Source organism: Streptomyces sp. NPDC050528, assembly GCF_044457795.1.
In the GTDB taxonomy this organism is placed as follows: domain Bacteria; phylum Actinomycetota; class Actinomycetes; order Streptomycetales; family Streptomycetaceae; genus Streptomyces.
In genome coordinates this window covers 727,278-753,757 of the sequence record NZ_JBITHH010000003.1, presented here as the reverse complement: position 1 = coordinate 753,757, position 26,480 = coordinate 727,278, and the positions used below count along the sequence as shown (strand labels likewise).

Sequence of the window (26,480 nt, the reverse complement as noted above, 5' to 3'; positions counted from 1 at the left end):
CAAACCCAACCAACTCACCCCCCCCCCCCCCGCGCCGGCGGTGCCCGCGGCGTGTCGATCGCTCCCCCCCGCCGGGCGGGCCCCCCCCCCCCCGCGGCGCCCCCCCCCCCACCTCTGCGACCAACACCCCCTTGAAGCACGAACACATGGAACGATCGAGACACGCATGTCAAGCAGATACGGCGAAAATCGCTCCACCGGGTGAACTCCGCCTGGCAGGAATCTTTTTGTCATGCAAGAGGCCTCAATGGGGCATATGCTGGCTGCCTGTTTGCCGCCCCAGCCCCTGGTGGCGAAAACGCACCCAGGCCCCGGAACATCGGGCAGCCGGGCTCACCGGGGGAAACGCCGTGCAACAAGGCAACAGCGCATGGCCCATTGGATACATCTGCACCCAACAGGTCGGCGGAGTCACCGTCATCGAGTTCCACGGCGAGATCGACATCGCCGCCGCCCAGCAGATCCTGCCCGACCTGGAAGTCGCGACAGCCGCTCCCGGGCAAACCGTGGTGATCGATCTGACTCCGACCGAGTTCTTCGACGCCTATGGGCTGCGACTGCTGTGCCGTGCCGAGCGGCGTGTCAGGGAGCGGGGCGGATGGCTGTTACTGGTCTGCCCCCATCAGATGATCCTGAGGGTCCTGCACGCCGGACGTCTCATCGGCCGGTTCACTCCACTCGCCACGAGGGAGGAAGCCCTGACGCTCGCCGACTCGGAGGCAGCGGGTTGATGAACGGTGCGGACGGGACAGCCTGAACAGGGTCAGGCCCGCCGGAACGGGTGGGACCCGGTCAGTCCGGTACGTCCAGGCACTGTACGGCCAGGTACCTGAGCCGGGTCTCCTTGGCGTCCAATTGCCTTCCCTCTGTGTTCCAGTGCCGCCGGGCCCCGGATCGCCAGCGGGCCGGCTCACGCCGCCGCCAGTCCTCGCGGGACAGCGCGGTACACACGTCCTCGACCACCAGCATCATCACGTTCGGCAACCAGAGCACGGCCCCGACGCCGACGGTGCGTTGCGCGCACGGCAGGGTGACAACGGTCGTGGGGCGCCGGCGCGACCGACGCCAGGGAACCGTGCTCACGGCGACCACCTCCCGGGGGTCCTCTTCACGGCCCGTGCGGTAGCCGTGCTCCCGCACGACCGGGGCGTGGGGTCATCGTGCGCGCTCGGCGGATGCGGCACCAGACCGGCCCCCGATAGCGGCTAATGGACCCCTGTCGCTCACGGTCGAACGGTAGGCGCCACGGGTTGATATTGAGGCGGGCTGATCCGGCCGGTACCGGCCGGATCGTGTACTGCCGCGGTTGCTGGGCCGGGTATAGGGACCTGGCAGGGCCTTTGAGCGTTTTACCGGCTGTGTCGGTGGAAGGTTGCGGGTCCGTACTTTCCGGCCCCTTGTCCCCGGGCCGCAGTGAGTGTCTGACCACTGTGAGCGGGCTGGAGCCGCATTGCCGACAACGCTGCTCCAGCCCTCTGTCCTCCCAGCCCTTTTTCGAGACCGGGGTGTATCCCGCACGCCCCGGGCGGGTGGTGAGGGCGGCCGGTGCGAGGGCGGCGCAGGGAGGGGCACTCGGCGCCGTCCTCGCGCTCCCGGCCGTCGCCCGCGCTCTCCCGCATACGGCGGCGGCCGGGCACCATTCCACCACCAGTGTCCCGGGCCGGAGCACGTCTTGGCGGTTGCTGCCGGCGAGGAACAACGACACCGGGCGGCGGGGGCACCGCCCCGGAGGCAGGCTCAGGTGATGGAACCGACTGCCGGTCCCTCCTCAGCCAAGGCGCAGCGCTCCGCACCGTTCCGCCGGTCTGGTTCCCGCTGGCGTCCTGCGAAGCCGTCTCAGGCGGATTCGTAGGACGCCTGGTGGCGCTACTCGCGTCCCGCTTCCACCCGCCGGGGCCCGTCTCACCTGGAGGATGTGCACGATGGATCAGCAGCTCCTTTCCAAAACGTTCGTCGAACTCGCCGACAACGTCGTCGCCGACTTCGACCTGAGCGACTTGCTGGGCCTGCTCACCGACCGCTGCGTGGACATGCTCGACGTCGGCGCGGCCAGCGTGCTCATCGCTGACCGCGACGGCGAACTCTGTGTGATGGCCGCCTTCGACGAACAAGTACGCCTGCTGGAAGTCTTCCAGCTCCAGAACGACGAAGGCCCCAGCCTGGAGTGCTATCGCCACGGCACCCCGGTGACCGTCCCCGATCTGGCCACCGCGGCGGACCGGTGGCCGCGCTTCGTCGCGCAGGCCCGGCGCAGTGGGTTCGCGGCCGTCCAGGCGCATCCGATGCGCCTGCGGAACGAGATCGTCGGTGCCCTCAACGAGCAACTCCAGGTGGCGCTGAACAGCCGCGTACTGATCGAACAGGCCAAGGGCAAACTCGCAGAACGCCGGGGCGTCGACATGGAAACAGCCTTCACCGCGCTCCGCCGCTACGCCCGCGCCCACAACCGCAGCCTGTCCGAACTCGCCCGCGATGCCCGCACCCGCCCCGGCAACACACTGACCAGAGCAGACGCTGGAACTGCAACTGCCGTGTGGACAGTCCACTGCACGCCAGTCAGCGGTGGTCGCGGTCGGAGGCGAAGGGGGCGTCGATATCGGGAATCCAGAAGCAGATCTCCAGGGTCTTCAGCCATGGGTAGTGCCGTGTCATCCGCTCTCTCCATATGGTGCCGACGACGGCCGTCGACAGGAGCAGGGCGCAGCAGGCGGCCGGCAGCCGGTGGGGGCCGACGGCGAATTCGACCAGCGCGGCGATTGTTGCCATGGTCAGCGAGAGCGCGAGGTTGCGTTGCATCAGCCCCACCGCCTCCATTCGGGTGACCTCGCTGGCGACCGATTTGTTGTGCAGTTCGGCGGCGGCCAGCAACACGTTGGGGTCTGCGGACACGAAGGGGCGGTCACGGGCGTCGGGAACGCCGGCAAGGAAAATACGCCGTGCGTCGTCGGGAGTTTGGTGCCGGCGGGGCATGATCGTGTCGAGGACGGCGCTCAGGGGGGTGGTGACACTGCCCAGCACGTAGCTGCTCACCACGGCGCCGACCACCAGCAACGCCGACGGCGCCGTAGCCAGGGCACCGATGTCGACCACGTGCAGGCGGCCCAGGGCGTACAGGAGGACCGCAAGCTGTACCCCTCCGGGGATCGCGATGCCAAACAGTTCGAAGAGGCCGACGGCAAAGGTCACGGACATCCTCCTGATGTTTGGGGTGGCACCGTCGTCCACCGCGGGCACCGAACGTTTGATTTACAGCCGCCCGAGTGTGGCACGTGCCCGGAGCCACGATGCGCAGCCCACCGCACGAGACCGGCCTGCCCTCAGCCCCGCACAACCAGCCACCACACCACGAGTTCACCCTCGGTAGCGGCAACGCGCTACAGGTCTCGATCTACAGCTGCCGTGTCTGAGGAGACCTGCTGAACTCCGAGGTCCCGCTCTGATGGGCGGGGCCTTACCCGTGCCACTGCGGTGGGTGGGCGCAACCCTCCCTGGCTGGTGCGAGTCGAACCTCCCAGGGAGGCGATGGTGGACAAGACCTGGGAAGCCGGGCGACGGGTGTGGGGGCTGGCGGCCTTGGCGCTGCTCCTCGTCCTCGGCGGAGCTGCCGTGCTCGCGGTGCCCTACCGCCACAGCCTCTCCACCGCGCGAGCCTACGAGGCCCCACCAAAAACCCGGGCCATCCCTGCCGTGGTCAGGAAGCTGGAGAACTACTCCACCGGTCGTGGCGGCACCTACTGGGTGGAGGTCGCGGGTCCCCCGTCGGTATCCGGCAGGATCACCCTCGCCGACTCCGGCCCCGTGCTGTCGAGGCTGCGGAAGGGCGACCACATCGGGGTAGTCGTCTGGCACGGCCACCGCACCGACATCACCTTCGACGGGCGCGTTCAGCAGACAGTCGAGGCGCCGACGATGATTCCGGGTCTCTATTTGGCCGCCGGCCTGAGCATGCCGGCCGCCGGGGTGCTCGCGCTGTACACCGCCGTCTGGCTGCGCCGTGGCACGCATGAGCCGGCCCGGCGCCGCCCCGCGGATGGGTTCCCGCTCGCCGGCAGGATGATCGCCGGAGCCTGCGTGGTCACCGTCGTCTCCGGCATCGCCACTTCCGGCGCACACGAGAGCGACCCGCTCGCATTAGTCGTCATCTGGCTGGCCTTCGCCCTCATCGGCCTCGCCGTGTGGGCGGTGAAGGACCGGATCCGGAACCGACGGCCCAGCTGATGACCCCAGCGCAAGTCAATCCCCGGGGCCACTTGAAGACGTCCGCTCAGCACCAACCGAATCACCCGCCTGAGGTTGGAAATGGCTCACCGATCTCGATGCCCAGCTGACTCAAGACCCAATATTTCTGGATCTCCCATCGGGGGTAAAGAGATTGGACGTTACGGAAATCGGGGGGGATGTTGTGTTGGAACTGGTGGTAATAGTCAAGTGGGTGCTTCCTCTGGCGGCCTCGCATGGACACTTTGGCCCTCTCGTCACAAAGGCGATCATCGCCGAAGCGTCACCGGCTGTGCGGCACGCCTGGGATGGCTACGCCTTCGTGGATCATCCTGTTCGCGCGGCGGCCGAGAGGGGGATCGTGGCGCTGTCAGCCGGTGCTTCTGCCCCACTGGCGCGTGACCGGGGCACACGTCGCGCCGGTCGCTCTCGACAACTGCCGGATCAGCGGTTGCGGACCAGTTCTGCTCGGCACGAAGCGGCGGAGAGGGAACGCATCGACCGGGTGGAGCGTGAGAGGGCTCGGCAGGAAGCACGGGTGGAGCGCATGAGGGTTCGGCGAGAGACGCAGGAGGACCGTGCCCGGCGGCATCGCGCAGTACGCGCATCCGCAAGGGGATCGGCATGCTCAGGAAACACTGCGCAGCCGCCAAGAGGGACGGGGCCAAGGGAAGCAGCGGGGGCCTTCAACGAGGCCGTACAGCGACTGGGTTTGAGGGAATCGGGCTCAGCCGCGGGGAGTTCATCTCTCAAATTCCGGCGACATGTATTCAAGGGTTCGGTCTGCGGAGCATCAGGCCCGTCTTCAAGGTGACGAGCGAGGTCGAGTGGGGTTCGCCCTGGTCGCGGCTGTCCAGCGGGGACCGCATCGCCGTCGTCTCCGCCGTGATCGCGGGCCTCACCCTCGTTGCCTCGGCGGCGAGGCTGATCTGACACCTCATCACCCAGTCGGCCCCCCCGGCGAGTTGAGCCGACTTCCCGGGCAGTCCGTCCACTCGCTCCTCCGCCATCCGCGGGCGCCCGTCCATGAGCCCGTTTCCCCGCGTTCGGTATTCAGCATTCAGCATTCGGTGGCAGACAGGTCTCCTGGCCCCACAGGTGCGGGGCCGGTCAGCCCCTCGACGGGACCAACGGGACCTGGGGCCAAGGTTGTTCGTGGGAGAGGCTGCTGGTGGAGGCGGTACCGATCCCCCGCGGTGCCGCCTCCGTTCTGCGCCGCCGGCCGCGCGGCTTCACCTCTCGACGCTGGAGGCACACCGCCCATGACCCGCCACGACGACCGCACCGCGACCGCTCTCCCCGCCGAGGCGCCGTCGAGCACCGCCATCGCCGTGGACCGGCTGGTGACGAACGGGCTCAAGGCACTGGCCGACTACGAGGCCCTCGACCAGGAGCAGGTGCAGTGCGGCGTTGGCCACTAGCGAGCCTCTCCGACCCGATCCCGCACGCCGTGAGTGGCGACCGCGATCAGCACACCAAGGACGCTCCAGAGCACCACGCGTCTGGTGACCACGGCACCAAGGGCCGCCTGAGCTATGGAGGACGCCGCCTGCACCACCACGACCGCTACCACCACGCACGCCGACTCCCACCGGCGGTGGAACAGCACCGACCAGATCAGCGGGACCGACAGCACAAGCCCCACACCAGAGGCCACGCCCGATGCCAGGATCAGTTCCAGGACGGCACCTGCGTAGAGCAGCGGGACCAGAACCGAGCAGGAGTGAGGCGTTCGCACAGAACATCGTGATCCGAGCCATGCGTACCTGGTCTCCTCCATGTGACGATGGGGCCCTGCGATACGAGACGCAGGGGGGAGCGGACATCGATGGCGGAGTTGGTGCGCATTCCGTTGGAAAACGGGGAGTTCCTGATCGCGGAGGTGGACCGCGTCGACATCCCGGAGGAGTCCGTCGTTCTGGCGTCTCCCGAGCCGGGGCGGTCGCTCGCCCAGGCGTCGCGAACCCTTGAGTCGAGCCTGCTTGGTCTTCGGCCCGCCCTGGCCGGTCTGGCGGAGACGCTCCAAGCGCTCACGCCGGAGACGGCGTCCATCGAGTTCGGCGTCAAATTGGGAGGCGAAACAGGAGTAATCATCGCCAAGGGAACCGCAGAGGTGCACTTCACAGTGCACCTCCAGTGGACGCCCAAGACGTCGCCCGCCGAGCCCGCTGGCCCGTGACGGAGGCTTCCGGTGCCGCCGTTGTCCGGTTTCGCGCTCCGGGCGGCGCAATCATCGGGCACGGTGTCCTCGTGGACGACGAGCATGTCGTCACCTGTGCCCATGTCGTCAACGCGGCCCTCGGCCGACAGCTGCGCAGCACCGACGACGCCAGGGGAGAGATCCTGCGACTGGAGTTCCCCCTACTCGCGCAGCTCACCGCGCTCGCGCCGGAACGCAGGGCCAGGGTCGACGCCTGGCAGGCGCCCGGGACCGGGACCGCTTTCGACGGCCTGGACGTGGCGGGGCTGACGCTTGTGGGGGAATCCAGGCCGATCGGCGCGATCCCCGTCCCCTTGGCGCAGGAGGCCCGTACGGAGGGCGATGTCCTGCTGTTCGGTCCGGTCGAGGGCCGGCCCGGCGGTTGGGTGCCGGCCCAACTTCGTCCCCTCGTCAAGCAGTACCGGCAGCAGATCGACCAGCGGGCCCAGGGCGCCCATGTGGCCCAGCCCCGCTACAGCGGCACCCCGGTCCTGGACCCGAAAGCGGAGCGGGTACTGGGCATCCTGGTGGCCACCGCGGTCGCCCGGCAGGACACGGACGTATATGCGATACCTGTAGCGGACCTAGTGGCGGCGTGGCCAGCAGCTTTCGCCCCACTGCCCGCCTCCCCGTACAAGGGTCTGGAGGCGTTCGGCCAGGACGACGCACCCCTCTTCTTCGGCCGGGACGCGATGACCGACGATCTCGTCGCGGCCGTAGACAGCAGTGGGCTCGTGCCGGTGGTCGGCGCATCGGGCGCCGGGAAATCATCGCTGGTACGGGCCGGTCTGATGCCCCGTCTGGCCGCAGGACGGACCGACTGGCGCTTCGCCTTGGTCCGGCCCCGCCCGCACCTGGCGCACGCCCTGGCTGCCGGTTTCGCCCAGGCCACGGGAGCTCCCCGCTCGGTGCCTGTGTCCGAGCTGGAGGCATGGCAGTCCCGCATCGCCTCGCTCGGCCTGGCCGCAGCAGGCGACCTGGTGCTGGCATCCACCGGTGCCGAGCGGCTCCTGCTCGTCGTCGACCAGTTCGAGGAGGCTGCCGACGGCTCGCCCGCCACGGACGAGATGCTCGACCAACTCGCCGAGCTGGCCGGGCGCGAGCGGTCTGCCACGGTGGCGGTCCTGACACTCAGGGACGACGCCTTCGGCGGACTCTTCGTCCGTCCGGGCCGGTTCGGGGAGGCACTGCGCCGGACCGCCGTTGCTCTGCTCGGCATGTCGGCCGACGAGCTGAGCGAGGCGATTCTGCGACCCGCCAGGCTTCGCGGTCTGACCGTTCACGACCATCTCGTGCGCAAGCTGGCCACGCTCGTCCAGGGACGGCCCGGAGCACTGCCCCTGCTCGAATTCACCCTGGACCGGATGTGGGCGACCCTTCAGCGCGGGCAGGACACCCTGTCCTTCGAGGCGTACGCGGAGATCGGCGAACTCCACGGCGCCCTGGCCGAGTACGCCGACGGCGTCCTGGCGGCGCTCACGCCCGAGGAACGCTCACTCGTCCGGCGGCTGTTCCTCAACCATCTGATCGCGCCGGACCAACCAGATGTCCGCCGCGTGGCCACGCGCACGGAACTACGGCCGGCCGAGTGGGCCATAGCGGTCCGACTGGCCAACGAGCGGTTGTTGACGACAAGCAGCGGCGACACGGGCGAGGAAACCGTCGAGGTGGTGCACGAGGCCCTGCTGCGGGCCTGGGGCACGCTCGCATCCTGGCTCAAGGAGGAGGAACCGTTCCGCAACTGGCGGCGCATGCTCGCCTACGCCATGCGCCGCCACGACGCCGGCGAGGAATCAGCAGCCGTGCTGACCGGGCCGCTGCTTGCCGATGCCGAACGCTGGCTGGAGGAGCGACCGTCCGACATCACCGTCGACGAACGGCGCTTCGTCAATGCCAACCGCGAGCACCAGGACCGCGAGGAACACAGATACCGCACCCTGTTCGAAGAATCCCTGGCCCGCGCCCTCACCCAGGCCGCGCAGCGGGCCGACACCGCCGACACCGCCCTCCTGCTCGCCGTGGAGGCGCTTGAGCGCTCGGCCGAACCGGCCGCGGACCTGCTCGTGCGCTCGTGCCTGCGCCGCATGGGCGCGAGCGAACAAGAGGAGGTGCCGGAGAGCGAATACGAGAACGATCTGCGCCGGATGGCCGATCGCATCCGGCTGCGGGAATGGGCGGTGGGACCGCCTGGACGATGGACGACTGCTCCCGGGTCCGCGCGTCACTGGGTGTTGGGGGACGAGGGCATCAGTGTGCTCATCGACGAGCGTGGCGACGTTCGGGTCCATTGGGGTGCCTCGGACGGCGACGCCGTCGTCCCGCTCACCGACCCGGCAGTAATCGCGGCCTGCACAAGCACCGCTACGGCACTGTGCCTCGGCACCGAGGCAGGTGAGCTGCACCTGTACCAGATCACCGACTCCGTGAAAGAGATGTGGCAGCTCTCCCTGCCCTGCGCAGCAACGTGCGTGGCCGTCGACAGTCAGGCCAGCAAGATCGCCGTGAGCTGCGACGACGGAATCACGCGGGTCCTCTCGGCACAGGCGGAGGGCGAGGAGATCCTGGCGCTGCCCTCACCGGGATTCGTCGAGGACCTCGACTTCGGACCGGACGGCCTGGCTCTCGCGGTGCAGACCGCCGGGAGCCACATCGCCGTCTGGGATCTCACCTCGGGTGAACGCCGTTGCGACACCGACGCCCTGATGGGACACGTCGTCTTCAGCGCAGATGGCGAATATCTGCTGTCGAACGGCCCGCGTACGAAGGATTCGGGCACGGTGGTCCGCTTGCCGCTCCACCCCGGACGACTCGCCGCTCTGGCCCGTCAGGCGGCAGGCCGGGTCCTCTCCGACGACGAGTGGCAACGCCATGTCGGAATGCGACCGCTCACGCAGGGCGCTGCAACACTTTCAGACTCCACTCCACCAGGGTGACCCGCTTCCCCGCCTGCACCTTCACACCCGTGCCCGGTGGCACACGGCCCACGCGGGCCGTGTCGACGACCACCTGCCACTGGCGGCCGTGGTCGACCGGCACGACGAATTCCAGCGTCTCCGGAGAGGCGTTGAACATCATCAGGAAGGAGTCGTCGGCGATGCGCTCCCCGCGCTGACCGGGCTCCGAGATGGCGTTGCCGTTGAGGAACACCGACAGGGCGGACGCCTGCGCCGAGTCCCAGTCCCGCTGGGTCATCTCCTTGCCCTCCGGGGTGAACCAGGCGATGTCCGACAGCTCGTCGTGGGTGCCCTCCACGGGCCGCCCGTGGAAGAACCGCCGGCGCCGGAACACGGGATGCTCCTTGCGCAGCCACACCAACGCGCGCGTGAAGGCCAGCAGTTCGCTGCCGTCCTCCGGCCAGCGCATCCAGGTCAACTCGCTGTCCTGGCAGTACGCGTTGTTGTTGCCGCGTTGCGTGCGCGCGAACTCGTCGCCGTGGCTGATCATGGGCACGCCCTGGGACAGCAGTACCGTGGCGATGAGGTTGCGCTGTTGACGGCCTCGCAGGGCGAGCATGGTCTCGTCGTCCGTCTCGCCCTCGACGCCGCAGTTCCAGGAACGGTTGCAGCTCTCGCCGTCCCTGTTGTCCTCGCCGTTGGCCTCGTTGTGCTTGTCGTTGTACGAGACGAGGTCGTTCAGGGTGAACCCGTCGTGGCAGGTCACGAAGTTGATGGAGGCCAGCGGCCGGCGGCCGTCGTTCTGATAGAGATCCGCCGACCCCGTGAGCTTGTCACCCAGCTCCGCCGGGGTCACCGCTTTCCCTCGCCACAGATCCCGTACAGTGTCGCGGTACTCGCTGTTCCACTCACTCCACAGGGGTGGGAAGTTGCCCACCTGGTAGCCGCCCTCGCCGACGTCCCAGGGCTCCGCGATCAGCTTCACCTGGGAGACCACCGGGTCCTGCTGCACCAGGTCGAAGAACGACGACAGCCGGTCCACCTCGTGGAACTGCCTTGCCAGGGTGGCCGCGAGGTCGAAGCGGAACCCGTCGACGTGCATCTCGGTGACCCAGTAGCGCAGCGAGTCCATGATCAGCTGGAGCACGTGCGGGGACCGCATCAGCAAGGCGTTTCCCGCACCCGTGGTGTCCGCGTAGTAGCGGGGGTCGGACGTGAGTCGGTAGTACGACGGGTTGTCGAGGCCTCTGAAGCACAAGGTCGGGCCCAGGTGGTTGCCTTCGGCGGTGTGGTTGTAGACGACGTCCAGGATGACCTCGATACCGGCCTCGTGCAGTGCCCGTACCGCCGACTTGAACTCCAGGACCTGCTGGCCGCGGTCGCCCCAGGAGGCGTACGCGTTGTGCGGGGCGAAGAAACCGATCGTGTTGTAGCCCCAGTATTCACTCAAGCCCATGTCGACCAGCCGGTGCCTGTTCACGAACTGGTGCACCGGCATCAGCTCCAGGGCGGTCACCCCCAGGCCCACCAGGTGCTCGATGACCGCTGGATGCGCGAGCGCCGCGTACGTGCCGCGCAGCTCGTCCGGCAGCCCCGGGTGCAGCATGGTCAGGCCCTTGACGTGGGCCTCGTAGAGCACGGTTTCGTGGTATCCGTGCCGGGGCAGCCGGTCGTCGCCCCAGTCGAAGTACGGGTTGACCACGACCGACGACATCGTGTGCGGCGCCGAATCCAGGTCGTCTCGTCGGTAGCGGGAGAACCCCGCCTGATGACCGAACAGAGCCGGATGCCAGTCCAGAGAACCGGAGACAGCTCGCGCATAGGGATCGAGCAGCAACTTCGCCGGATTGCAGTACACCCCACGGAACGGATCCCAGGGCCCATGCACCCGGAAGCCGTACCGCTGCCCGGGCATCACGCCCGGCACGTACGCGTGCCGCACGAACGCGTCGCTCTCGCGGAGTTCAACCGCCGTCTCCGAGCCGTCGTCGTGCAGCAGACACAGCTCTACTTGGTCCGCGGCCTCCGTGAAGACCGCGAAATTGGTGCCACCGCCGTCGTACAAAGCACCAAATGGATACGCCTGCCCCGGCCAGACCTGCAAACTCCACTCCTCCCCGACAACACCCCCGAGAGATCGAGGCTAACTTTGCTTTGATCGGGACCGTCGAACGGACCTCCGTCATGAGGTGGGCTGGCTTCTAACCGCGTTCCGCGCTGTCCATGGGCCGCGCCTGTTCGTTCAGATATAGAACTTGAATTGAGGCAGCGGCTCCCGGTCGGCAGGGATCTCCCTCATGATCTCGCCGACCAGCCCAGAGAACTTGATCGTGATCGGCAGGAGTCCGCCGAGTGCGGCCGAGTTCCAGTTGAGCTTGGTGAGCGCGAGAACTTCCTTCAGCAGGGAGTCCCGCGAAGAGTCCTGCCCGACGTGATCAGCGACCTGGAGCGGCGCCGGGACGTGCATCCCGTGGAACTCGTTGAGCGCGGATATGTAGCCCGTCGTGTACAGGTAGTCCAACTCCCCGAAGCTGAAGCGGGTTCCGCGAAGTGGCGGATACTTTGAGGTGGTGATGAGACGGACCCGGCTTTGCGCCTCGAGCGCCATCAGGTCGTAGCGCCGCACACGGGACTCGATCGCAGCGCGGAAGCCATCGCGTTCGTCCGGCCAGTAGCGCGAAGTTTTGTGCACCACGATACGAGCCGGGGTCTGCTTCATGACCGCCTCGTACCGGTCGAGTACCAGCGCCATCAGCTGGTGCGCGCCGTCGGCCGTCAGGTGAGGCGAACGACTCCCGGTCTTGTTCGGATCCCACTCGAATTCGTGCCCCCGGAGGACCAGTCCTTCCCCCCGCTCGTCAAACGCCTGCACGAGGCTGGTCTGCATCGTCGCAGCCGCGCTGCCCAGCGGCCGGTAGAAACCGATGCCGACGTAGCAGGTACCGGGCGTAAGGCCGTACGGACTCCACGGATAGCCTCCCGCCTTGCAGTACATCGCAGTGAAGAAGTTCCACGCGATACGGGAGGGCGGCGTCCTGTCGCGCCCGTCGAGCGTGGGTGCTCGGACGATCTGCGTCGGCATGCGGAACTTCATGGCGCTTGCCTTGAGGGCGCGGCGCAGGTCGCGATGGACCGCGCCGGTTTCCTTGCTCATGTAGTCGGCCGTGCCGCAGCGCGTCACGATCTGGTCGGACAGAGCGATCACGACGTAGTCGGGGACGCTGTCCCGCTCTGCCAGCTGCCGGAACTTCGTCTCGAACAGAGTCACAGCAGCGTGGAAGCGGTCCATCTGCGACTTGATCTCCAGCACCTGGCGCAGCTCGGTCTGCCCTAGTTCTTCATTCCAGGCATCGTCGAACTCCAGCGACGAGAAGAACCCGCGGTCAGGCATCCATCCAGGGAACTCGGGGTTGTTCACGTCGCCGAGTACGCCCTCGGCGCGACTGCCCATCCAGGCACGTGCCGCCTCGACAAGATCTGGGGTGCCGATCAGCCCCACGCGCAGCCGGGTGGGGTGGCGGCCCGACGCCGTCCAGGAACGTGGCCCGTAGCGTGCGATGCCGGCCTTGGGGTCGATGTGCAGGCCGTCGTCGGCAAACTGCAGCAGCGGTTCGGGAAAGTAGGTGCTCGCGATGAGCGACGGGGAGCCGGCGGGCGAGACGCTCGGCGGGGCAGGGCGTGCCGTCATCGCAGCGTTCCCTCCGCGTCCTCGTCGTCTTCGTCGGCGCGATCATCGTCCTCGCCCAAGCCCTCCGCCTCGGCCCAGGTGAAGAGGTCATCCACATACTCGACATTCTTGAAGGGCATGTCGTGCTCGGCGGGAATGCCCGGCCAGCGCACCTGCCCGCTGCTCAGGGACGTCGAGACGATCAGATTCTGCCTGTCGGTGCCGAAGGGGAAGAAGATCCGCGGAGTACTCCTGCCGAGGAAGTCCCGCCAGAACTGAACCTCGCCCAGGAGATCGTGGTTGAACAGACGGGACTTCTTCCGGGTCACCTGCCGCCCGATGTACTTGGCCTGTATGGACTCGAAGCCGTCCGATGTGACACGCAGCTCGGGTCTGACGCTCAGGCACCACCGGTTGTCACCGATGAGGAAGAAGCGCAGCGAAACAGCGCGGTGAAGCCAGTAGTTGCGAGCCTCCCCGGTCGCTCGCTTCTTGGGCTGCCATACGACGCTCCGAGTCGCCCGGCTGGCGTTCAAGGGCCGGTATGGAACCGAGCGTTCAACACCGGCCGCCTCCGGTTCGAAGTAGTAGCGGTGGTGGTCGTGGTCAAGCCGCAGACCAAGTCGTCCGGTGAGTTTGTTCAGCGACCGGTTCAGCAACGCGACGTACCACCCCAGCTTGTCGGCGTCCGTCCACCACTCCTTGGTGGAAAAGCGCTCGGTCTCGGTACACGCCACCACGTCAGCAAACGGGTTGTTGCTGTCCCTCAAGTCCTGGAATGCCCACAACCGCCCCTCACGCAGGATGAATGGCGTCATCACCCCAGCAGACGTCGCGGCCGGCCTGACCTCACTCTCCCGCCCGGCAGAACAAGGCGCTCCGTAGATGTGGCGCGGCATCTGTGTAACCGGCAGCACGTTGCTGTACACGGTGTCGTTGACTATCGGGGGCAGCTCCGACGGCACGTTGGAGCGTCCGCCGAGCCTGCGCTCTATCCGCTGTTCGTGAGCCTCCTTCATGGCGTACAGCCGCTCCACCGTGTATTTGGCCAGCGCGCCTTCGGAATCGATCAGCTGGTGGTGCTGATTGCACAGCAAGATCAGATTCTCGTACCGATTGCGCTCCTCCGGCGTCAACGGCGAATCGCCCCGTGGCCCCTTCGGGCTCTCCGCCACGATATGGGCCATCTCGCCGAGCACCACGATGGGGTCCTCCGGCGTCCCTTGAGCCGTCAGCAGCAAGCCGCATTCGGGAAAGGCGCAGATATTGCCGGAACGCTGGGTCAACTTGCGCTGCTGCGCGACAGGTACGGCCACGACACCTCCTCCAGGTACCCACATGCTACGGACGCCCTCCGACAAAGGGCCTCCCTCGCGCAAGAGGGGCGAAGTGCCAGGTGCTTGGCTGCCCCGCAGCCTGCCCGTCCCGTTGCCTGAACGGGTTACCGACCATTCCGCCCCGAGGCTACTGATCTACCTCGGGCGGTTGGTCGTAGGAGCTCAACAGCCCTTCCATACGCTGATTGTTGATGGACTGCCGGTCGACTCCGGGCGGGCTCACTTCGCCGACGTCCTGACCTGCACCCTCAGGAGGGGCGGCACGGTCGTCATTCCGGCGTTCGCCATCGACCGCACCGAGGTCGTCCTGCACGAGCTTGCCGAACTCCGCCGCCGGGGCTCCTGAGCTGCGCCCCGAGGTCACGGCCGCCGGCACGGACGTGTTGAGCCCCGAGCCGTTCCTCGCGGACCGGACCGTCCAGGAGTCGATCGGCATCGGCGATTCCACCGGGCCCGCCGTCATCGTCTCGGCGTCCGGCATGGCCACCGGCGGCCGCGTCCTGCACCACCTGGAGCGTCTGCTGCCCGACCCGCGCAACACCGTCATGGTGGTGGGCTTCGCGGCACGCGGCACGCGGCACGCGGCACCCGGGCCCGCGACCTCGTCGACGGAGCCAAGGCGATCAAGATGTTCGGCGAGTACGTCCCGGTGCGTGCACAGGTCGCCGACGTACCGCACTTCTCGGCCCACGCGGATGCCGCCCAGATCATCGACTGGCTGCGTGGCGCGCCCGCCCCGCAGACCACCTACCTGGTGCATGGCGAGCCCGAAGCGGCGGAGGCCCTGCGGGACCGTATCGACCGGTCCCTGGGCTGGACGGCCGTCGTGCCGTGCTCGGGGGAGCGGGTCCTCGTCCGGTGACGGGGGCGCGCCCGCCCATGTGTCAGTACGGGAGGCGCCGCCCGGACGGGGTGCGCAGGTCGAGCGGCGCGGGTCGGCGCGGAATCGAGGGGCGCTTGGTCTCCTGTATGCGCTTCATGGCCGCCGCCTCCTGGATTTCCGTGGGCCGGGTGCTTCTCACCCGGCGACCGCGTATGCGGTCAGCCTTGTCCGTGACCGCTCGTACGACGATGGGGCCTTGGGCCCCGGTCCGTGGGCCACAGCGACCACGCACCAGAGCCGACCAGCCCCACCTCGGCGTACCCAGGACGGCACACCCTTTACCCCTCTGGGGAGAGAACCGGTCCGGACACCAGGTCCGAGCCGTATGGTCTTCCGGCTGCCCACGGTGCTAGGGGACGCGACTCCCGGCCAGCGAAGGCGAGTTGACGGCTTCCACTGACTCCTGGGACCGGTCCGCGACCGGCACGGTCACCACGGGGACTGTTGCGTGCCGCAGGCACTCACGGCCCACCGGACCGACCGAGGGCAGTCCGGAGTTCCCGTGTGCCTTGCGGCCCAGGGCCAACAGCAGGGCACCGCGCGCCTGTTGGAGCAGAACGCGTGCGGGCGGTCCCTCCACCACGATGCGAAGGACGGCATCGCCGGTCCGGGGTCCCAGTGCCTCGCGCACGGTGGCGGCGAGGACTTGGGCGGCCCGGTCGCACTCCTGGGCGGGCGTCAGACCGGCGGGCGCCGGGGCGTAGGGGGCGTGTCCGTTCGCGGCCGGTTGCCAGGCGTGCACGGCGACGAGGTCCGTGTGCAGGACTGTTGCCTGCTCAGCCGCCCAGCGCAGGGCCGCCATCGACGGTTCGGAGCCGTCGACGCCCACCACGATGCTGGTGCCGTCGGTGTGTCCGGTCATGGCAGCCTCCCCGGTCGGTCTCTTGTCATCACAGTGGCCCGGAAACGGCGGCCGTGACGTGGGCCGACGGGGCCGTGCCCGGGCCCAACCGGCCCTTGCCGTCGGGGCCTTGAAGGCCCGGGCTCGGACGGGTGCCGTGTTCAGGACTCGGCTCCGGGTTCGTCACCTCCCTGGTCGAGCCGGAACGGCGGGTAGGTGTCGGTGAGGAGCGCTGCGTAGGCGACCACGCGCAGTACCCATCGGTTGAGCCCGATCACCAGGTCGAACAGGCCGCGCGGGTAGCGTCCGGTGGCGGCCAGCGAGACCCCGGCGAACACGGCGAGCAGTGCGATGAGGCCGCCCGAGGCCCAGGGCACCTTCAGCCCGCCGAGCAGGAACGCCAGGATCAGATAGTGGGGAACGGCCAGGAGCCACCACTTCACCAGGACGAGACCGCGGGACAGTTGCTCCGGGTACGCCACGTCCCAGTGCGCGGGGTAGTCGGGCACGTCGGCGAGGGTGAAGGGCGGGTAGCGGTCGGTGCCCAGGGCGCCGTACGCGTAGTAGGCCACGCGCCAACTCCAGCGCAGTACGCCGGTGTTGAAGTCGAACAGCGGGCGCGGGTAGCGGCCGGTGAACAGGATCGAGAAGAAGGCCACCGCGCTCGCCCCCACGAACGCCACCCACAGGAAGAACAGGACGACGTAGTGGGGGAGGGCGAGCAGCCACTTCACCAGCCACAGCCAGCGTGACAGGGACGGATCGAGGTCCGCGGTCAACCGGGCGGGGTGGACCGCGGGCGTCGCTTCATTCATGGTGAACGATCCTTTCTGGGGCTGGTGCGGTCAACTCCGGTAGTTCCGGTGGTCGTCGTGCTTGCCGATGTAGTGCCGTTCCTCGATGACGGCCTCGCGCTCGCCCGGCCGCAGGACGACGCCCCGGGTGCTCATGAACGTGATGAGCCCGATGACTCCCGCCGCCATCAGCAGGAAGCCGACGACGAGCGAGCTGTAGCCGAACACCAGGCAGCCGCCCAGCACGGTCGCTCCGATCAGAATGAGAGGAACCATGACCGTCTCCTTCAGTTGGACGCGCGGCGCTTCGGATGCCTCCTCCGCAGGGAGCCAGGCCACCCTTTCTCCGGCGTTACCGTGAGCGTCTCGCTCCGGTGCCCGGCGGCCCAGGGGCTGAGTGGGCAGGTGCCCGGGCCGTGTGGCCCTCGTGCCGGCCGGTGGTGAGTGCGAGGGTGACAGTGGAGCCCTGCGCGGCAGGACACCGAGTCAGGCGAAAGGCGGTGGGCGCGATGGAGCTGCCCCTGGTCGTGGGTGTCGACGGATCGACCCCGAGCCTGCGCGCGGTCGACTGGGCGGTCGACGAGGCCGCGCGGCTCGGACTGTCGCTACGGCTGGTGCACGCCTTCGTCCCGGAACGCGAGCAGGACGCCCCCGCCCTGACCGGCGGTCCCGAGCCGTCCTCCGAGCGGGTTCCGGTCGAGGACGTTGTCACCGTCGTGGCGGCCCGGGCACGGCGACGCGACCCGGACGCGAAGGTCGACACCGAGACCGTCCCCGGGGACGTGCTGCCCGTGCTGCTGGAGGAGAGCCGCCACGCCTCGGCCCTGGTGATCGGTGTGTGCGGCTTCGGTGAGCTGACCGGGCTGCTCCTGGGTGTGGTCGGCCCGGCTCTGGCTGCCCGGGCCCATTGCCCAGTGACGGTGGTCCGCGGTGACGAGGCGGGTCTGGCCGGTCGCCACGAACGCGTTCTGCTCGGCGCCGGGGACCCTGACACCAGCGAGGAGGCCGTGCGGTTCGCCTTCCGTGAGGCCGAGGCGCGCGGTTGCACTCTCGACATCGTGCGTGCCTGGAAGCGTCCCGCGCGCAGGACCGCCGATCGCTCCCGGCAGGTGCCGGAATCGGCCCGCCGCCACGAGGCCCATGCCTCCGCCCTGCTGGACACCCTGCTGTGCGACGTCGTGCTCGACCATCCGCGGGTCAGGGTCCGCACCACGACCGTCGAGGGGTCGGCCCGCAGCCAACTGGTGAAACGGTCGGCCGCCGCCGACCTGGTGATCGTCGGAGCCCGGCGCGGACACAGTCCCCTCGGCCTCCGGCCGGGCCGCATCGCGCACGCGTTGCTGCACCACGCCAAGTGTCCGGTCGCGGTCGTGCCGCTGCCCGGTGGATCCTGATGACGGATCCCGACGGCCTCGGGGCACCTAAGACGTCGTACGCATCCCGGCGCACCGCTCGCGTGAGGAGCCCCAAGTGACTGGCTGGACCTGGGAGTACGAGGGCTACGAGGCCGCGGACGAGCGGCTGCGGGAGTCGCTGTGCACGCTGGGCAACGGGTACTTCGCCACGCGTGGCGCACTGCCCGAGTGCGCGGCGGACGAGGTGCACTACCCGGGGACTTATGTGGCCGGCTGCTACAACCGGCTCACCTCCCAGGTGTCGGGCCGCCAGGTCGAGAACGAGGACATGGTCAACGTGCCGAACTGGCTGCCTCTGCGCTTCCGCCTCCATGAGCAGCGATGGCTCACCCCCGACACCGCGACCGTGCTCGACCATCACCAGATCCTGCACCTGGACTCCGGCCTGCTGGAGCGGCGCACCCGCTACGGACTCGGCGAGGGAGAGATCCTGACGGTTCGCCAGCAGCGGCTGGCGCACATGGCCGACCCTCATCTGGCCGCGCTGCGCACCGAGTTCACGGCCGAGGGCTTCACCGGCGAACTGGAGGTAGAGGCGGCGCTCGACGGAGGGGTCACCAATGCGGGGGTGCCGCGGTACCGGGACCTGGACGGCCGCCACCTGACTCACGTGCACACCGGTACCGACGTCGCCGACACGGTGTGGCTGCGCTGCCGTACCCGCACCTCGGACATCCGCATCGCCATGGCCTCCCGGCTGACCGCCGACGCGTCCGCCACCGTCCGGCACGACGGCCCCCGGGTTACCCAGCGGACGTGCCTCGCCCTGACCCCCGGCCGCACCGTCACCGTCGACAAGACCGTCGCCCTGCACACCTCGCGCGACCCCGCGATCAGCGACCCCCTCCACGCTGCGCTCGCCCGGGTGAGCAGGGCGCCCGACTTCGACGCGCTGCTTGAATCGCACCTCACCGCCTGGGACCAGCTCTGGAACCGGGCCGCACTGGACGTCCCCGGGGAAGCCGGCCACATCCTGCGACTGCACCTTTTCCACGTCCTGCAGACCCTGTCCCCGCACACCGCCGACCTCGACGTCGGGGTACCGGCCCGGGGGCTGCACGGCGAGGCCTATCGCGGCCATGTCTTCTGGGACGAACTGTTCGTCCTGCCCTACCTCAACCTGCACTTCCCGGAGGTCTCCCGAGCCCTCCTCCGCTACCGCCACCGGCGCCTCGAACAGGCCTGCACCGCCGCCCGGGAAGCGGGCAGGGCAGGTGCCCTCTACCCGTGGCAGAGCGGCAGCGACGGACGCGAGGAGACTCAACGGCTGCACCTCAACCCCCGTTCGGGACGCTGGCTGCCCGACCACTCACACCGTCAGCACCATGTGGGCTCGGCGATCGCCTACAACGTGTGGCAGTACTGCCAGGCCAGCGGCGATACCGAGTTCCTGCACACCAAGGGTGCCGAGATGCTCCTGCAGATCGCCCGCTTCTGGGCGGACTCGGCCGTCTACGACGAGCGGTTGGGCCGTCACCGCATCCGTGGGGTGGTCGGCCCGGACGAATACCACGACGCCTACCCGGGCGCGTCCGAGCCCGGCCTCGACGACAACGCCTACACCAACGTCACGGCCGCCTGGGTCCTGACCCGGACCCTCGAACTGCTGCGCTCCCTGCCGGAACCGCGCCGACGCGAGCTCGTGGAGCGCACCGGCCTGGACGACGGCGAACTCGAACAGTGGGAGGACGTGTCCCGCACCCTCCACGTGCCCTTCCACGACGGCGTCATCAGCCAGTTCGAGGGCTACGGCGACCTCGCCGAGCTCGACTGGGACGGCTACCGCAAGCGGTACGGGGACATCCGCCGCCTGGACCGGATCCTGGAGGCGGAGGGCGACACCGTCAACCGCTACCGGGCCTCCAAGCAGGCCGACGTCCTGATGCTCGGCTACCTCTTCGGACCGGCCGAACTCCGTGAGATCCTCGGTAGGTTGGGCCACCAACTGGACGAGGACACCTGGCGGCGCACCGTCGACCACTACCTGTCCCGCACCAGCCACGGCTCCACCCTGAGCGGCCTGGTGCACGGCTGGGTGCTGGCCCGGGCCCGGCGCGCCGAGGCCTGGACGTACTGCCAGGAGGCGCTGCGGGGCGACATCGCCGACCTCCAGGGCGGCACCACCGGTGAGGGCATCCACCTCGGTGCCATGGCCGGCACCCTCGACCTCGTCCAGCGTGGCCTCACCGGCCTCGACACCCGCGACGACGCCCTCTGGCTGGACCCCGTGCCGCTGCCGGAGCTGTCCGAGTACGGGTTCGACCTCCGCTACCGGGGCCACTGGGGCGTGCGGCTGCGGCTGACCCACGGTCGGCTGGAGATCGCCGTACCGTCCTCGGACCGCTCCGCGATCGACGTGCGGCTGCCCGACCGGACCGTGCTCGTTCAGCCGGGGGAGTCGTGCCGGCTCGGACTCGCGAACTGACCGTCAATTCGGCACGACAGTTGGACGTGTGACGGCCCCACGCAGGTGAGGTGTTCCCCCTTCGCCCGCCGGGTGGCGTCGCCTCCCGAGCGGGCGGCTTGGACACCGGGCGTGCCGTTTCCATGAGTACGTGCTCCAGGTGGGTTCTGGACAGCTCTTGGTATCGGCAGTGGCGCATGCGGCGTCCGTGGGCGAACTCGTTGATGGTGCCCGTCCGCCGGTCCCGACGGCTTCGTCGCCGGACGCGCTGGTGGCCGCCGGGGATCGTCTTCGTGATGTCGACGGGCGGTGCGGGAGAGGTGGCTGCTGCTGTTTCCCGGCGGGAAGGTACCGAGTTCGCCGATGGTGCTCATGAGGGGTGCGAGGAAGACGACGGAGGTGTTCTTGTCGCCGGCGATGTCCACCAGGTTCCGCAGGTCGCGCAGTCGGAGGAGCCAGCCCCCAAAGTCGCCTTCGTCCCGTCAGCCGCCGTTCTGCGTGGCCGTCTTGGAATAGTTGTCCTTCCAGGCTGCCTTGGCCCCCGAGTCGCCGATCCGGTAGACGTCCACCACGGCGCCGACCGCGACAGCGAGGGAAACAACCACGACCACGCCCCGAACTAGTGCCGAGGGCGATGACGAGGCCCCCGCCGCGCCGTCCGCGGCGGGGGCCGACCGGCGGGCCGTCCACCAAACGACGGCCGAGATCACGAAGAGTCCGAGAGCCCACGGGAGCAGGCCGTCGCCGAGTTCGGCGTGCTTGCGCACCAACGGGTCGCTGCCGACGTGCTGTTCCAGCCATTCCCCCGCATGGGTGGCCACCGGCACGCTGGCCAAGGACACGAGCGCGAGGATGGGCAGCAGCAGGCCGAGTCGGCGGGCACCCGCGGGCCAGGCCGCGCACACCACGAGTGCCAGGGCGCTCAGGGGCACGAGCACGATGACGAAGTGCACGAACAGAACGTGCGCGGGCAGTCCGTTGACGACGGTGAGGCTCATGAGGGTGTTCTCCATGGGGGGTTGGCCGGACTGTGGACGCTGCGGGAGCCTCGGCACTTTTTCACAGGGACTTCTCAGTTACTTCTGAGTCTCGTCCGAATCACTGCCCCGTGGCACCCACAGGCGGGCGGGCTCAGGGAGCGAGTGAGAAGTAGCTCTCCTCCTCCTGGCTGAAGTGCAGGCGGACGACGGAGTGGAGCCCGTACAGGCAGGCGCGCAGGTCGTCGATTTGTTCCGGCTTCAGCGCGCCCGTCTCGTCCGCTATACGGAGGTGGGTCGTGATACGTCGGGACAGGCGGCCGATCTCGGTGTGGGCCCGGCTCATGGTCTCGGTGGTTTCCGGTCCGCCGAGCTGTCTGTTCAGCGCGGGGTAGAGCTGGTCTTCCTCCGCGTATTCGTGGGGGAGCAGCCGGGTGGTGAGCAGCTCGTCGACATGGCGCACGGCGGCCAGCGATCCCGGACCATCCTGCGCGGAGAGCAGACCGGCGGCTTCGCGGATGGCGTCGAGGGCGTCCCTGAGGTCGTCGTGCTCGGCCGCGAAGCGGTGGATGAGGTCCTCCGCGTCCGGTTCGAGAGCGGTACGGGCGCCACGGGCCGGCAGCAGTGCACGCAGGGCGTTGAGGATGACGGCGACGTCGATGCCTTCCTGGAGAAGGGCGCCGACGGCAGGGGGCAGCCAGCCGAGGAGGGCCGCGATCATGGCGAGCAGTGACATCGCCATGCCGCCCGCAGCGCTCTGTACCGCGATCCGGCGGGCCCTCACGGCGATCTCCATGGCGTCGGCGAGGCGGTCGACCCGGTCCGTCGTGAGGACGATGTCGGCGGCTTCGGAGGTCGCCGTGGAGCCGCGGGCGCCCATGGCCACGCCGATGTCGGCGGCGGCCAGGGCGGGTGCGTCGTTGACGCCGTCGCCGACCATGACGGTGACTGCCCGTGCGCGTTCCTCCTGTACGGCCGCGACCTTGTCGGCGGGGAGCTGACCGGCCCGGACGTCGTCGAGGCCCAGGACGGCCCCCACTTCACGGGCGGGTTCGGCGCGGTCACCGGTGAGCATGAGCAGCCGGGTCAGCCCCACCGACCGCAGTCGGCGGACGGTGCGTGGGGCGTCGTGGCGCAGCGGGTCCTGGAGCAGGACGGCACCGGCGAGGGCGTCGTCGACGGTGAGCCAGGCGATGGCGGCCCCGTCGAGAATGGCCCGGTTGTCCACGGCATGGGCCCACTCGGGGAGGGCCTCCTGCGGAACACCGGACTTGCCGACGCCGAGACGCAGGCCGTCCACTGTGCCCGCGGGTCCGCGCCCTGGTTCCTCCGTGGCGTCGGCAGGCATGGACAGCGTGAGGTTTCGGGCTCGTGCTTCGCGGACGATCGCCTCGGCCAGCACATGGGCGGAGACCTGGTCGAGCGAGGCGGCGAGCCGCAGCACCTCGGACGGGGACCGCCCGGGGGCGGCGGCGACCGCCAGGACGTGCGGTCGGCCGACGGTCAGGGTGCCGGTCTTGTCGATCACCAGGGTGCGGGCCCGGCCCAGGCGCTCCAGCGCCCCGCCGTCCCGGACGATGACACCGCGGCGGGCCGCCCGCGACAGTCCGGAGACGACGGCGACCGGTGCGGCGAGCAGGAGTGGGCAGGGGGTCGCCACGACGAGGACGGCGACCGCGCGGACGGCGGATCCGCTCAGCAGCCAGGCGAGAGCGGCCAGCCCCAGCGACAGCGGCAGGAACCAGGCCGCGTAATGCTCCGCCAGCCGCACGGTCGGTGCCCGTTCCGCGCCCGCGTGCTGTGCCAGCCGTACGATCTCCGCGTACGTGCTGTCCTGCGCGGTGGCGGTCGCCCGGAGTTCGAAGACACCGCCCGCGTTGACCACACCGCTGCGTACGGGCTCGCCGGTGCCGCGCTCGACCTGGGCGGACTCGCCGGTCAGCACGGACTCGTCGAGTTCCGCAGTGCCGGTCAGGACGGCGCCGTCGACGGGGACCACGTCTCCCGGGCCGACCACGAGCACGTCACCGACGGCGACCTCGGCGAGCGGGACCACGGTCACCTCACGGCCGTTCCGGCGGCGGGCCGAGCGGGGGGCGTGCTCCAGCAGGGCCCGCAGGTCGTGCGAGGCCCGGCGTTCGGCGGCGGCGTCCAGCGCCCGGCCGGTCGCCAGCATCAGCGCGATCAGCGCACCCGCCAGGTACTCGCCCACCGCCAGGGTCCCGGCCAGCGCCAGCACCGCGATCAGGTCGACGCCGGCCCGCCCCTTCCGCACCGCGGCCAGGACCCAGGCCACGGCGGGAACGACGGCCAGTACGGTGCCGGCCGCCCAACAGGCGTCGGCGACACCCCGGCTCCCGGCCGCCCAGGCGATTCCCCCGCTCAGCAGGGCGGTCGCCGTCACGGCCAGCAGGGCCGGTTCGAGCAGTCCACGGGCACTCCAGGCCTGCCGCCCCTGCCCGTCTCCGGTGGCTCCCAGCTGTGACACGGCAGTGGACCTCTGGCTTCTCCGGGCATGCATGCCGCCGGACGCGACAGTGTTCCCGGATGTCCATGCAATCGCACACCCGGCGACGGACGGCAGGGCCGAACAGCCCACAACCCCGGGCCGGTCGGCCAATCCGGGCAAGGCGGCGGAATCGTAGGATGTCGGCGTGCGTGTACTGGTGGTCGAGGACGACCCGGGGATCGCTGCCTCCCTGGTGCTGGGGCTGGAGCGGGCCGGGTACCGGGCGCGCAGCGTCGACACCGGGCGGGAAGCGCTGGCCGCGGACCCGGAGCCCGATGTGGTGCTGCTGGATCTGGGGCTGCCCGACCTGGACGGTGTCGAGGTCTGCCGTCGGCTGCGGAGCCGTTCCCGCGCGGCGATCATCGTGGTGACGGCGCGCGGGGAGGAGGCCGACCGGGTCGCGGCCCTGGACGAGGGCGCGGACGACTACCTGGTCAAGCCGTTCGGCCTGGCGGAGCTGCTGGCGCGGATCCGGGCCGTGCTGCGCCGCGTCCAGCCGTCCGACTCCGAGTTGCTGCGGCACGGCCCCCTCGCGGTGGACCTGCGGACCCGCAAAGTGACCGTCGACGGCCGCGAAGTCGCCCTCACACCAAAGGAGTTCGACATCCTGGAGTGCCTGGCCGCCGACCCGGGACGGGTGGTCACCCGACAGGAGGTCCTGGAACGCGCCTGGGACGCGCACTGGTACGGCCCCACCAAGGTGCTCGACGTGCACATCGCGGCGCTGCGCCGCAAGCTCGACGTACCCGGACTGGTGGAGACCGTGTACGGCCGGGGATTCCGCCTCGGCGCACCCGATCCCGGCCAGGACCCTGACGCCGGTGCACGATGACCCGGCGCATCGCACTGGCCTTCATCGCGCTGATCGTCATGCTGCTGGTGCTGGCGGTGGTGCCGCTGGGACTGTCCCTGTCACAGCGTGAGCGCACCTCTTTCCGGGACACGACCGAGGCGGTGGACCGGACGATCGCCGCCGCGGCCGAGGAACACCTCTCGGACCACCGTTCCTCCGCCTCCATGCGACAGCTCCTGGAACAGGCCGGGCGGGCCGGGGACTGCGCCGCCGTCTTCGACGCGGCGGGACAGGTCGTGGCGGCCACCGAGTGCCCCGGGCGGACAGGCGACGACGACACGGAGGACGAGGCCGCCGACACCTGGGGCAACCTGGCGCACCAGGTGCTCGCCCACCCGGAGACGGCCACCCGCGAGCGGGATGACCGGCTGGTCGTCGCCGTGCCCATCGGCGACACCACGCGTCCGGTCGGGGTGGCCGTACTGTCCCGGTCGGCGGAGGACACGAACGACCGGATCAGCGCGATGTGGGGGCGGCTTGCGCTGATCGGCGCCGGTGGTCTGGTGGCGGGCGTGCTGTTGTCGGTGGCGCTGGCCCGGTGGGTCGGGCGCCCGCTGCGGGCCGTGGACGCCGCCGCGCTGCGGCTGGGCGAGGGCACGCTCGACGTACGGGCACCGAGCGGGCGCGGTCCGCAGGAGGTACGCAGGCTCGCCTCCACGTTCAACACCATGGCGGCACGGATGGAGGCCCTCATCCACGGCCATCGGGCGGTCGTCGCCGACGTCTCGCACCAGCTGCGCACGCCGTTGACGGCACTGCGGCTGCGGCTCGACCTGCTGGCGGCGGGCGCCGACGAGGCGACGGCGGCGGAGTTCGCCGGTGCGCAGGAGGAGATCGCCCGGTTGTCCCGGCTGGTGGACGGGCTGCTCGCGGTGGCCCGCGCGGAGACCGCGGTGCCCAGGCCGGTTCCGGTCCGGGTCGACCAGGTGGTCGACGAGCGGGTCACCGCCTGGGAGCCGGTGGCGCGCGAGCGTCGGGTCTCGCTCGTCGGCCGTTGCGGCGCCGGGCTCACGGCGTACCTGGGTGCGGGAGATCTGGAGCAGGTGATCGACAACCTGGTCGCCAACGCCCTGGACGCGGTGGGTGAGGGTGCGACGGTCCGCGTCGAGGGGAAGGCGACGCGCGAAGGCGTGCTCCTGCGGGTGGTGGACGACGGTCCCGGGATGAGCGCGGCGGCACGCGAGGCGGCCTTCCGGAGGTTCGGCAATCCTGAGGCGTCCGGCAGCGGACTGGGGCTGGCCATCGTGCACCGGCTGGTCACCGCCAACGGGGGCACCGTACGGCTTCAGGACACGGCCGACGGGGGGCTGACCGTCCTCCTGGAACTTCCCGCGCCGCCGTCGCAGGGGACCCCGCGCGGCCGGCGGGCTGGGGCCTGACCGCTGCTCGGGCGAGATCTTAACCGCTTCTGAAGAACTCCTGAACCGGTTCCCGACGGGCCACCGGGCAGCCTGGGTGGTGGGACAAACCGGCCTCCTAGCGAGGAGT

Annotated in this window: 23 protein-coding genes and 2 pseudogenes; 14 read left to right on the top strand and 11 right to left on the bottom strand. The window is 69.6% G+C overall.

What is annotated here, in order from left to right:
- Nucleotides 1-350: 350 nt before the first annotated feature.
- On the top strand, nucleotides 351-731 hold the full coding sequence (locus tag ACIBK4_RS14885) for an STAS domain-containing protein (RefSeq protein WP_398995035.1): 381 nt from the start codon (nucleotides 351-353) through the stop codon (nucleotides 729-731).
- A gap of 61 nt (nucleotides 732-792) precedes the next feature.
- Here ACIBK4_RS14885 and ACIBK4_RS14880 read toward each other — a convergent pair whose 3' ends face one another.
- The gene (locus ACIBK4_RS14880; protein WP_398995034.1) at nucleotides 793-1,083 is read right to left on the bottom strand and encodes a hypothetical protein; all 291 of its coding nucleotides are present in this window, start codon (nucleotides 1,081-1,083) and stop codon (nucleotides 793-795) included.
- 830 nt (nucleotides 1,084-1,913) lie between these two features.
- Here ACIBK4_RS14880 and ACIBK4_RS14875 point away from each other — a divergent pair.
- Nucleotides 1,914-2,462: pseudogene (locus ACIBK4_RS14875) on the top strand (GAF and ANTAR domain-containing protein); the annotation flags it as partial.
- A 94-nt stretch (nucleotides 2,463-2,556) separates the two neighbouring features.
- On the opposite strand, the gene ACIBK4_RS14870 reads toward ACIBK4_RS14875, so the two are convergent.
- Nucleotides 2,557-3,186, bottom strand: a complete 630-nt coding sequence (locus tag ACIBK4_RS14870; protein ID WP_398995064.1) for a hypothetical protein — start codon at nucleotides 3,184-3,186, stop codon at nucleotides 2,557-2,559.
- A gap of 336 nt (nucleotides 3,187-3,522) precedes the next feature.
- On the opposite strand from ACIBK4_RS14870, the gene ACIBK4_RS14865 reads away from it, so the two are divergent.
- From ACIBK4_RS14865 to ACIBK4_RS14855, 3 genes are all read left to right on the top strand, one after another.
- Nucleotides 3,523-4,218 carry a hypothetical protein gene (locus tag ACIBK4_RS14865; RefSeq protein ID WP_398995033.1) on the top strand — a complete coding sequence of 232 codons (696 nt, stop codon included), beginning with the start codon at nucleotides 3,523-3,525 and terminating at the stop codon, nucleotides 4,216-4,218.
- A gap of 810 nt (nucleotides 4,219-5,028) precedes the next feature.
- The gene (locus ACIBK4_RS14860; protein ID WP_398995032.1) at nucleotides 5,029-5,151 is read left to right on the top strand and encodes a hypothetical protein; all 123 of its coding nucleotides are present in this window, start codon (nucleotides 5,029-5,031) and stop codon (nucleotides 5,149-5,151) included.
- A gap of 329 nt (nucleotides 5,152-5,480) precedes the next feature.
- Nucleotides 5,481-5,639, top strand: coding sequence for a hypothetical protein (locus tag ACIBK4_RS14855; RefSeq protein WP_398995063.1), 159 nt, complete (start codon nucleotides 5,481-5,483; stop codon nucleotides 5,637-5,639).
- On the opposite strand, the gene ACIBK4_RS14850 is transcribed toward ACIBK4_RS14855, so the two are convergent.
- Entirely contained in the window at nucleotides 5,636-5,956 is a 321-nt protein-coding gene (locus tag ACIBK4_RS14850; protein ID WP_398995031.1) for a hypothetical protein, read from the bottom strand. The two genes, ACIBK4_RS14855 and ACIBK4_RS14850, sit on opposite strands and share 4 nt — an antisense overlap.
- Nucleotides 5,957-6,046: 90 nt before the next feature.
- Between ACIBK4_RS14850 and ACIBK4_RS14845 the strand changes: the two genes are divergently transcribed.
- Entirely contained in the window at nucleotides 6,047-6,397 is a 351-nt protein-coding gene (locus tag ACIBK4_RS14845) for a CU044_2847 family protein (protein WP_398995030.1), read from the top strand.
- The gene (locus ACIBK4_RS14840; RefSeq protein ID WP_398995029.1) at nucleotides 6,355-9,351 is read left to right on the top strand and encodes an AAA family ATPase; all 2,997 of its coding nucleotides are present in this window, start codon (nucleotides 6,355-6,357) and stop codon (nucleotides 9,349-9,351) included. The genes ACIBK4_RS14845 and ACIBK4_RS14840 overlap by 43 nt, the downstream gene beginning before the upstream one ends.
- Here the strand turns inward: ACIBK4_RS14840 and glgX are convergent.
- The 3 genes from glgX to ACIBK4_RS14825 form a co-directional block, all read right to left on the bottom strand.
- The gene (gene glgX / locus ACIBK4_RS14835) at nucleotides 9,305-11,416 is read right to left on the bottom strand and encodes a glycogen debranching protein GlgX (protein ID WP_398995028.1); all 2,112 of its coding nucleotides are present in this window, start codon (nucleotides 11,414-11,416) and stop codon (nucleotides 9,305-9,307) included. The genes ACIBK4_RS14840 and glgX overlap by 47 nt on opposite strands.
- A 138-nt stretch (nucleotides 11,417-11,554) precedes the next feature.
- On the bottom strand, nucleotides 11,555-13,000 hold the full coding sequence (locus ACIBK4_RS14830) for a hypothetical protein (protein ID WP_398995027.1): 1,446 nt from the start codon (nucleotides 12,998-13,000) through the stop codon (nucleotides 11,555-11,557).
- Complete coding sequence (locus ACIBK4_RS14825) at nucleotides 12,997-14,295, bottom strand: HNH endonuclease (protein ID WP_398995026.1); 1,299 nt, start codon at nucleotides 14,293-14,295, stop codon at nucleotides 12,997-12,999. Before ACIBK4_RS14825 ends, ACIBK4_RS14830 begins: the two co-directional genes overlap by 4 nt.
- 112 nt (nucleotides 14,296-14,407) lie before the next feature.
- On the opposite strand from ACIBK4_RS14825, the gene ACIBK4_RS14820 reads away from it, so the two are divergent.
- From ACIBK4_RS14820 to ACIBK4_RS14810, 3 genes and pseudogenes are all read left to right on the top strand, one after another.
- Nucleotides 14,408-14,662, top strand: a complete 255-nt coding sequence (locus ACIBK4_RS14820) for a hypothetical protein (protein ID WP_398995025.1) — start codon at nucleotides 14,408-14,410, stop codon at nucleotides 14,660-14,662.
- Between the two features lie 34 nt (nucleotides 14,663-14,696).
- Nucleotides 14,697-14,834: pseudogene (locus ACIBK4_RS14815) on the top strand (MBL fold metallo-hydrolase); the annotation flags it as partial.
- A gap of 110 nt (nucleotides 14,835-14,944) precedes the next feature.
- Entirely contained in the window at nucleotides 14,945-15,178 is a 234-nt protein-coding gene (locus ACIBK4_RS14810) for an MBL fold metallo-hydrolase RNA specificity domain-containing protein (protein WP_398995024.1), read from the top strand.
- Between the two features lie 370 nt (nucleotides 15,179-15,548).
- Here the strand turns inward: ACIBK4_RS14810 and ACIBK4_RS14805 are convergent, their stop codons facing one another.
- The 3 genes from ACIBK4_RS14805 to ACIBK4_RS14795 all read right to left on the bottom strand — a co-directional run bounded on the left by ACIBK4_RS14805 (nucleotide 15,549) and on the right by ACIBK4_RS14795 (nucleotide 17,110).
- A complete protein-coding gene (locus ACIBK4_RS14805; RefSeq protein ID WP_398995023.1) occupies nucleotides 15,549-16,061 on the bottom strand; it encodes a universal stress protein in 513 nt (170 codons plus the stop codon).
- Nucleotides 16,062-16,201: 140 nt separating this feature from the next.
- Nucleotides 16,202-16,855, bottom strand: coding sequence for a DUF4389 domain-containing protein (locus ACIBK4_RS14800; protein WP_398995022.1), 654 nt, complete (start codon nucleotides 16,853-16,855; stop codon nucleotides 16,202-16,204).
- Nucleotides 16,856-16,885: 30 nt separating this feature from the next.
- Nucleotides 16,886-17,110: a hypothetical protein gene (locus ACIBK4_RS14795; RefSeq protein ID WP_359616501.1), complete on the bottom strand. Its 225-nt coding sequence runs from the start codon at nucleotides 17,108-17,110 to the stop codon at nucleotides 16,886-16,888.
- Nucleotides 17,111-17,343: 233 nt separating this feature from the next.
- Here ACIBK4_RS14795 and ACIBK4_RS14790 point away from each other — a divergent pair, with 233 nt between their 5' ends.
- Both ACIBK4_RS14790 and ACIBK4_RS14785 read left to right on the top strand, forming a co-directional pair.
- On the top strand, nucleotides 17,344-18,228 hold the full coding sequence (locus ACIBK4_RS14790; protein WP_398995021.1) for a universal stress protein: 885 nt from the start codon (nucleotides 17,344-17,346) through the stop codon (nucleotides 18,226-18,228).
- Nucleotides 18,229-18,304: 76 nt separating this feature from the next.
- Nucleotides 18,305-20,674 (top strand): glycoside hydrolase family 65 protein, encoded by a 2,370-nt coding sequence (locus ACIBK4_RS14785; RefSeq protein ID WP_398995020.1) that lies wholly within the window; start codon nucleotides 18,305-18,307, stop codon nucleotides 20,672-20,674.
- Nucleotides 20,675-21,135: 461 nt separating this feature from the next.
- Here the strand turns inward: ACIBK4_RS14785 and ACIBK4_RS14780 are convergent, their stop codons facing one another.
- Together ACIBK4_RS14780 and ACIBK4_RS14775 are read right to left on the bottom strand one after the other, a co-directional pair.
- Nucleotides 21,136-21,651 (bottom strand): DUF2231 domain-containing protein, encoded by a 516-nt coding sequence (locus ACIBK4_RS14780; RefSeq protein ID WP_398995019.1) that lies wholly within the window; start codon nucleotides 21,649-21,651, stop codon nucleotides 21,136-21,138.
- 133 nt (nucleotides 21,652-21,784) lie between these two features.
- Entirely contained in the window at nucleotides 21,785-24,151 is a 2,367-nt protein-coding gene (locus ACIBK4_RS14775; RefSeq protein WP_398995018.1) for a heavy metal translocating P-type ATPase, read from the bottom strand.
- A gap of 133 nt (nucleotides 24,152-24,284) precedes the next feature.
- Between ACIBK4_RS14775 and ACIBK4_RS14770 the strand changes: the two genes are divergently transcribed.
- A complete protein-coding gene (locus ACIBK4_RS14770; protein ID WP_398995017.1) occupies nucleotides 24,285-24,971 on the top strand; it encodes a response regulator transcription factor in 687 nt (228 codons plus the stop codon).
- Entirely contained in the window at nucleotides 24,968-26,371 is a 1,404-nt protein-coding gene (locus ACIBK4_RS14765) for a sensor histidine kinase (protein WP_398995016.1), read from the top strand. Before ACIBK4_RS14770 ends, ACIBK4_RS14765 begins: the two co-directional genes overlap by 4 nt.
- The last annotated feature ends 109 nt before the right edge of the window (nucleotides 26,372-26,480 follow it).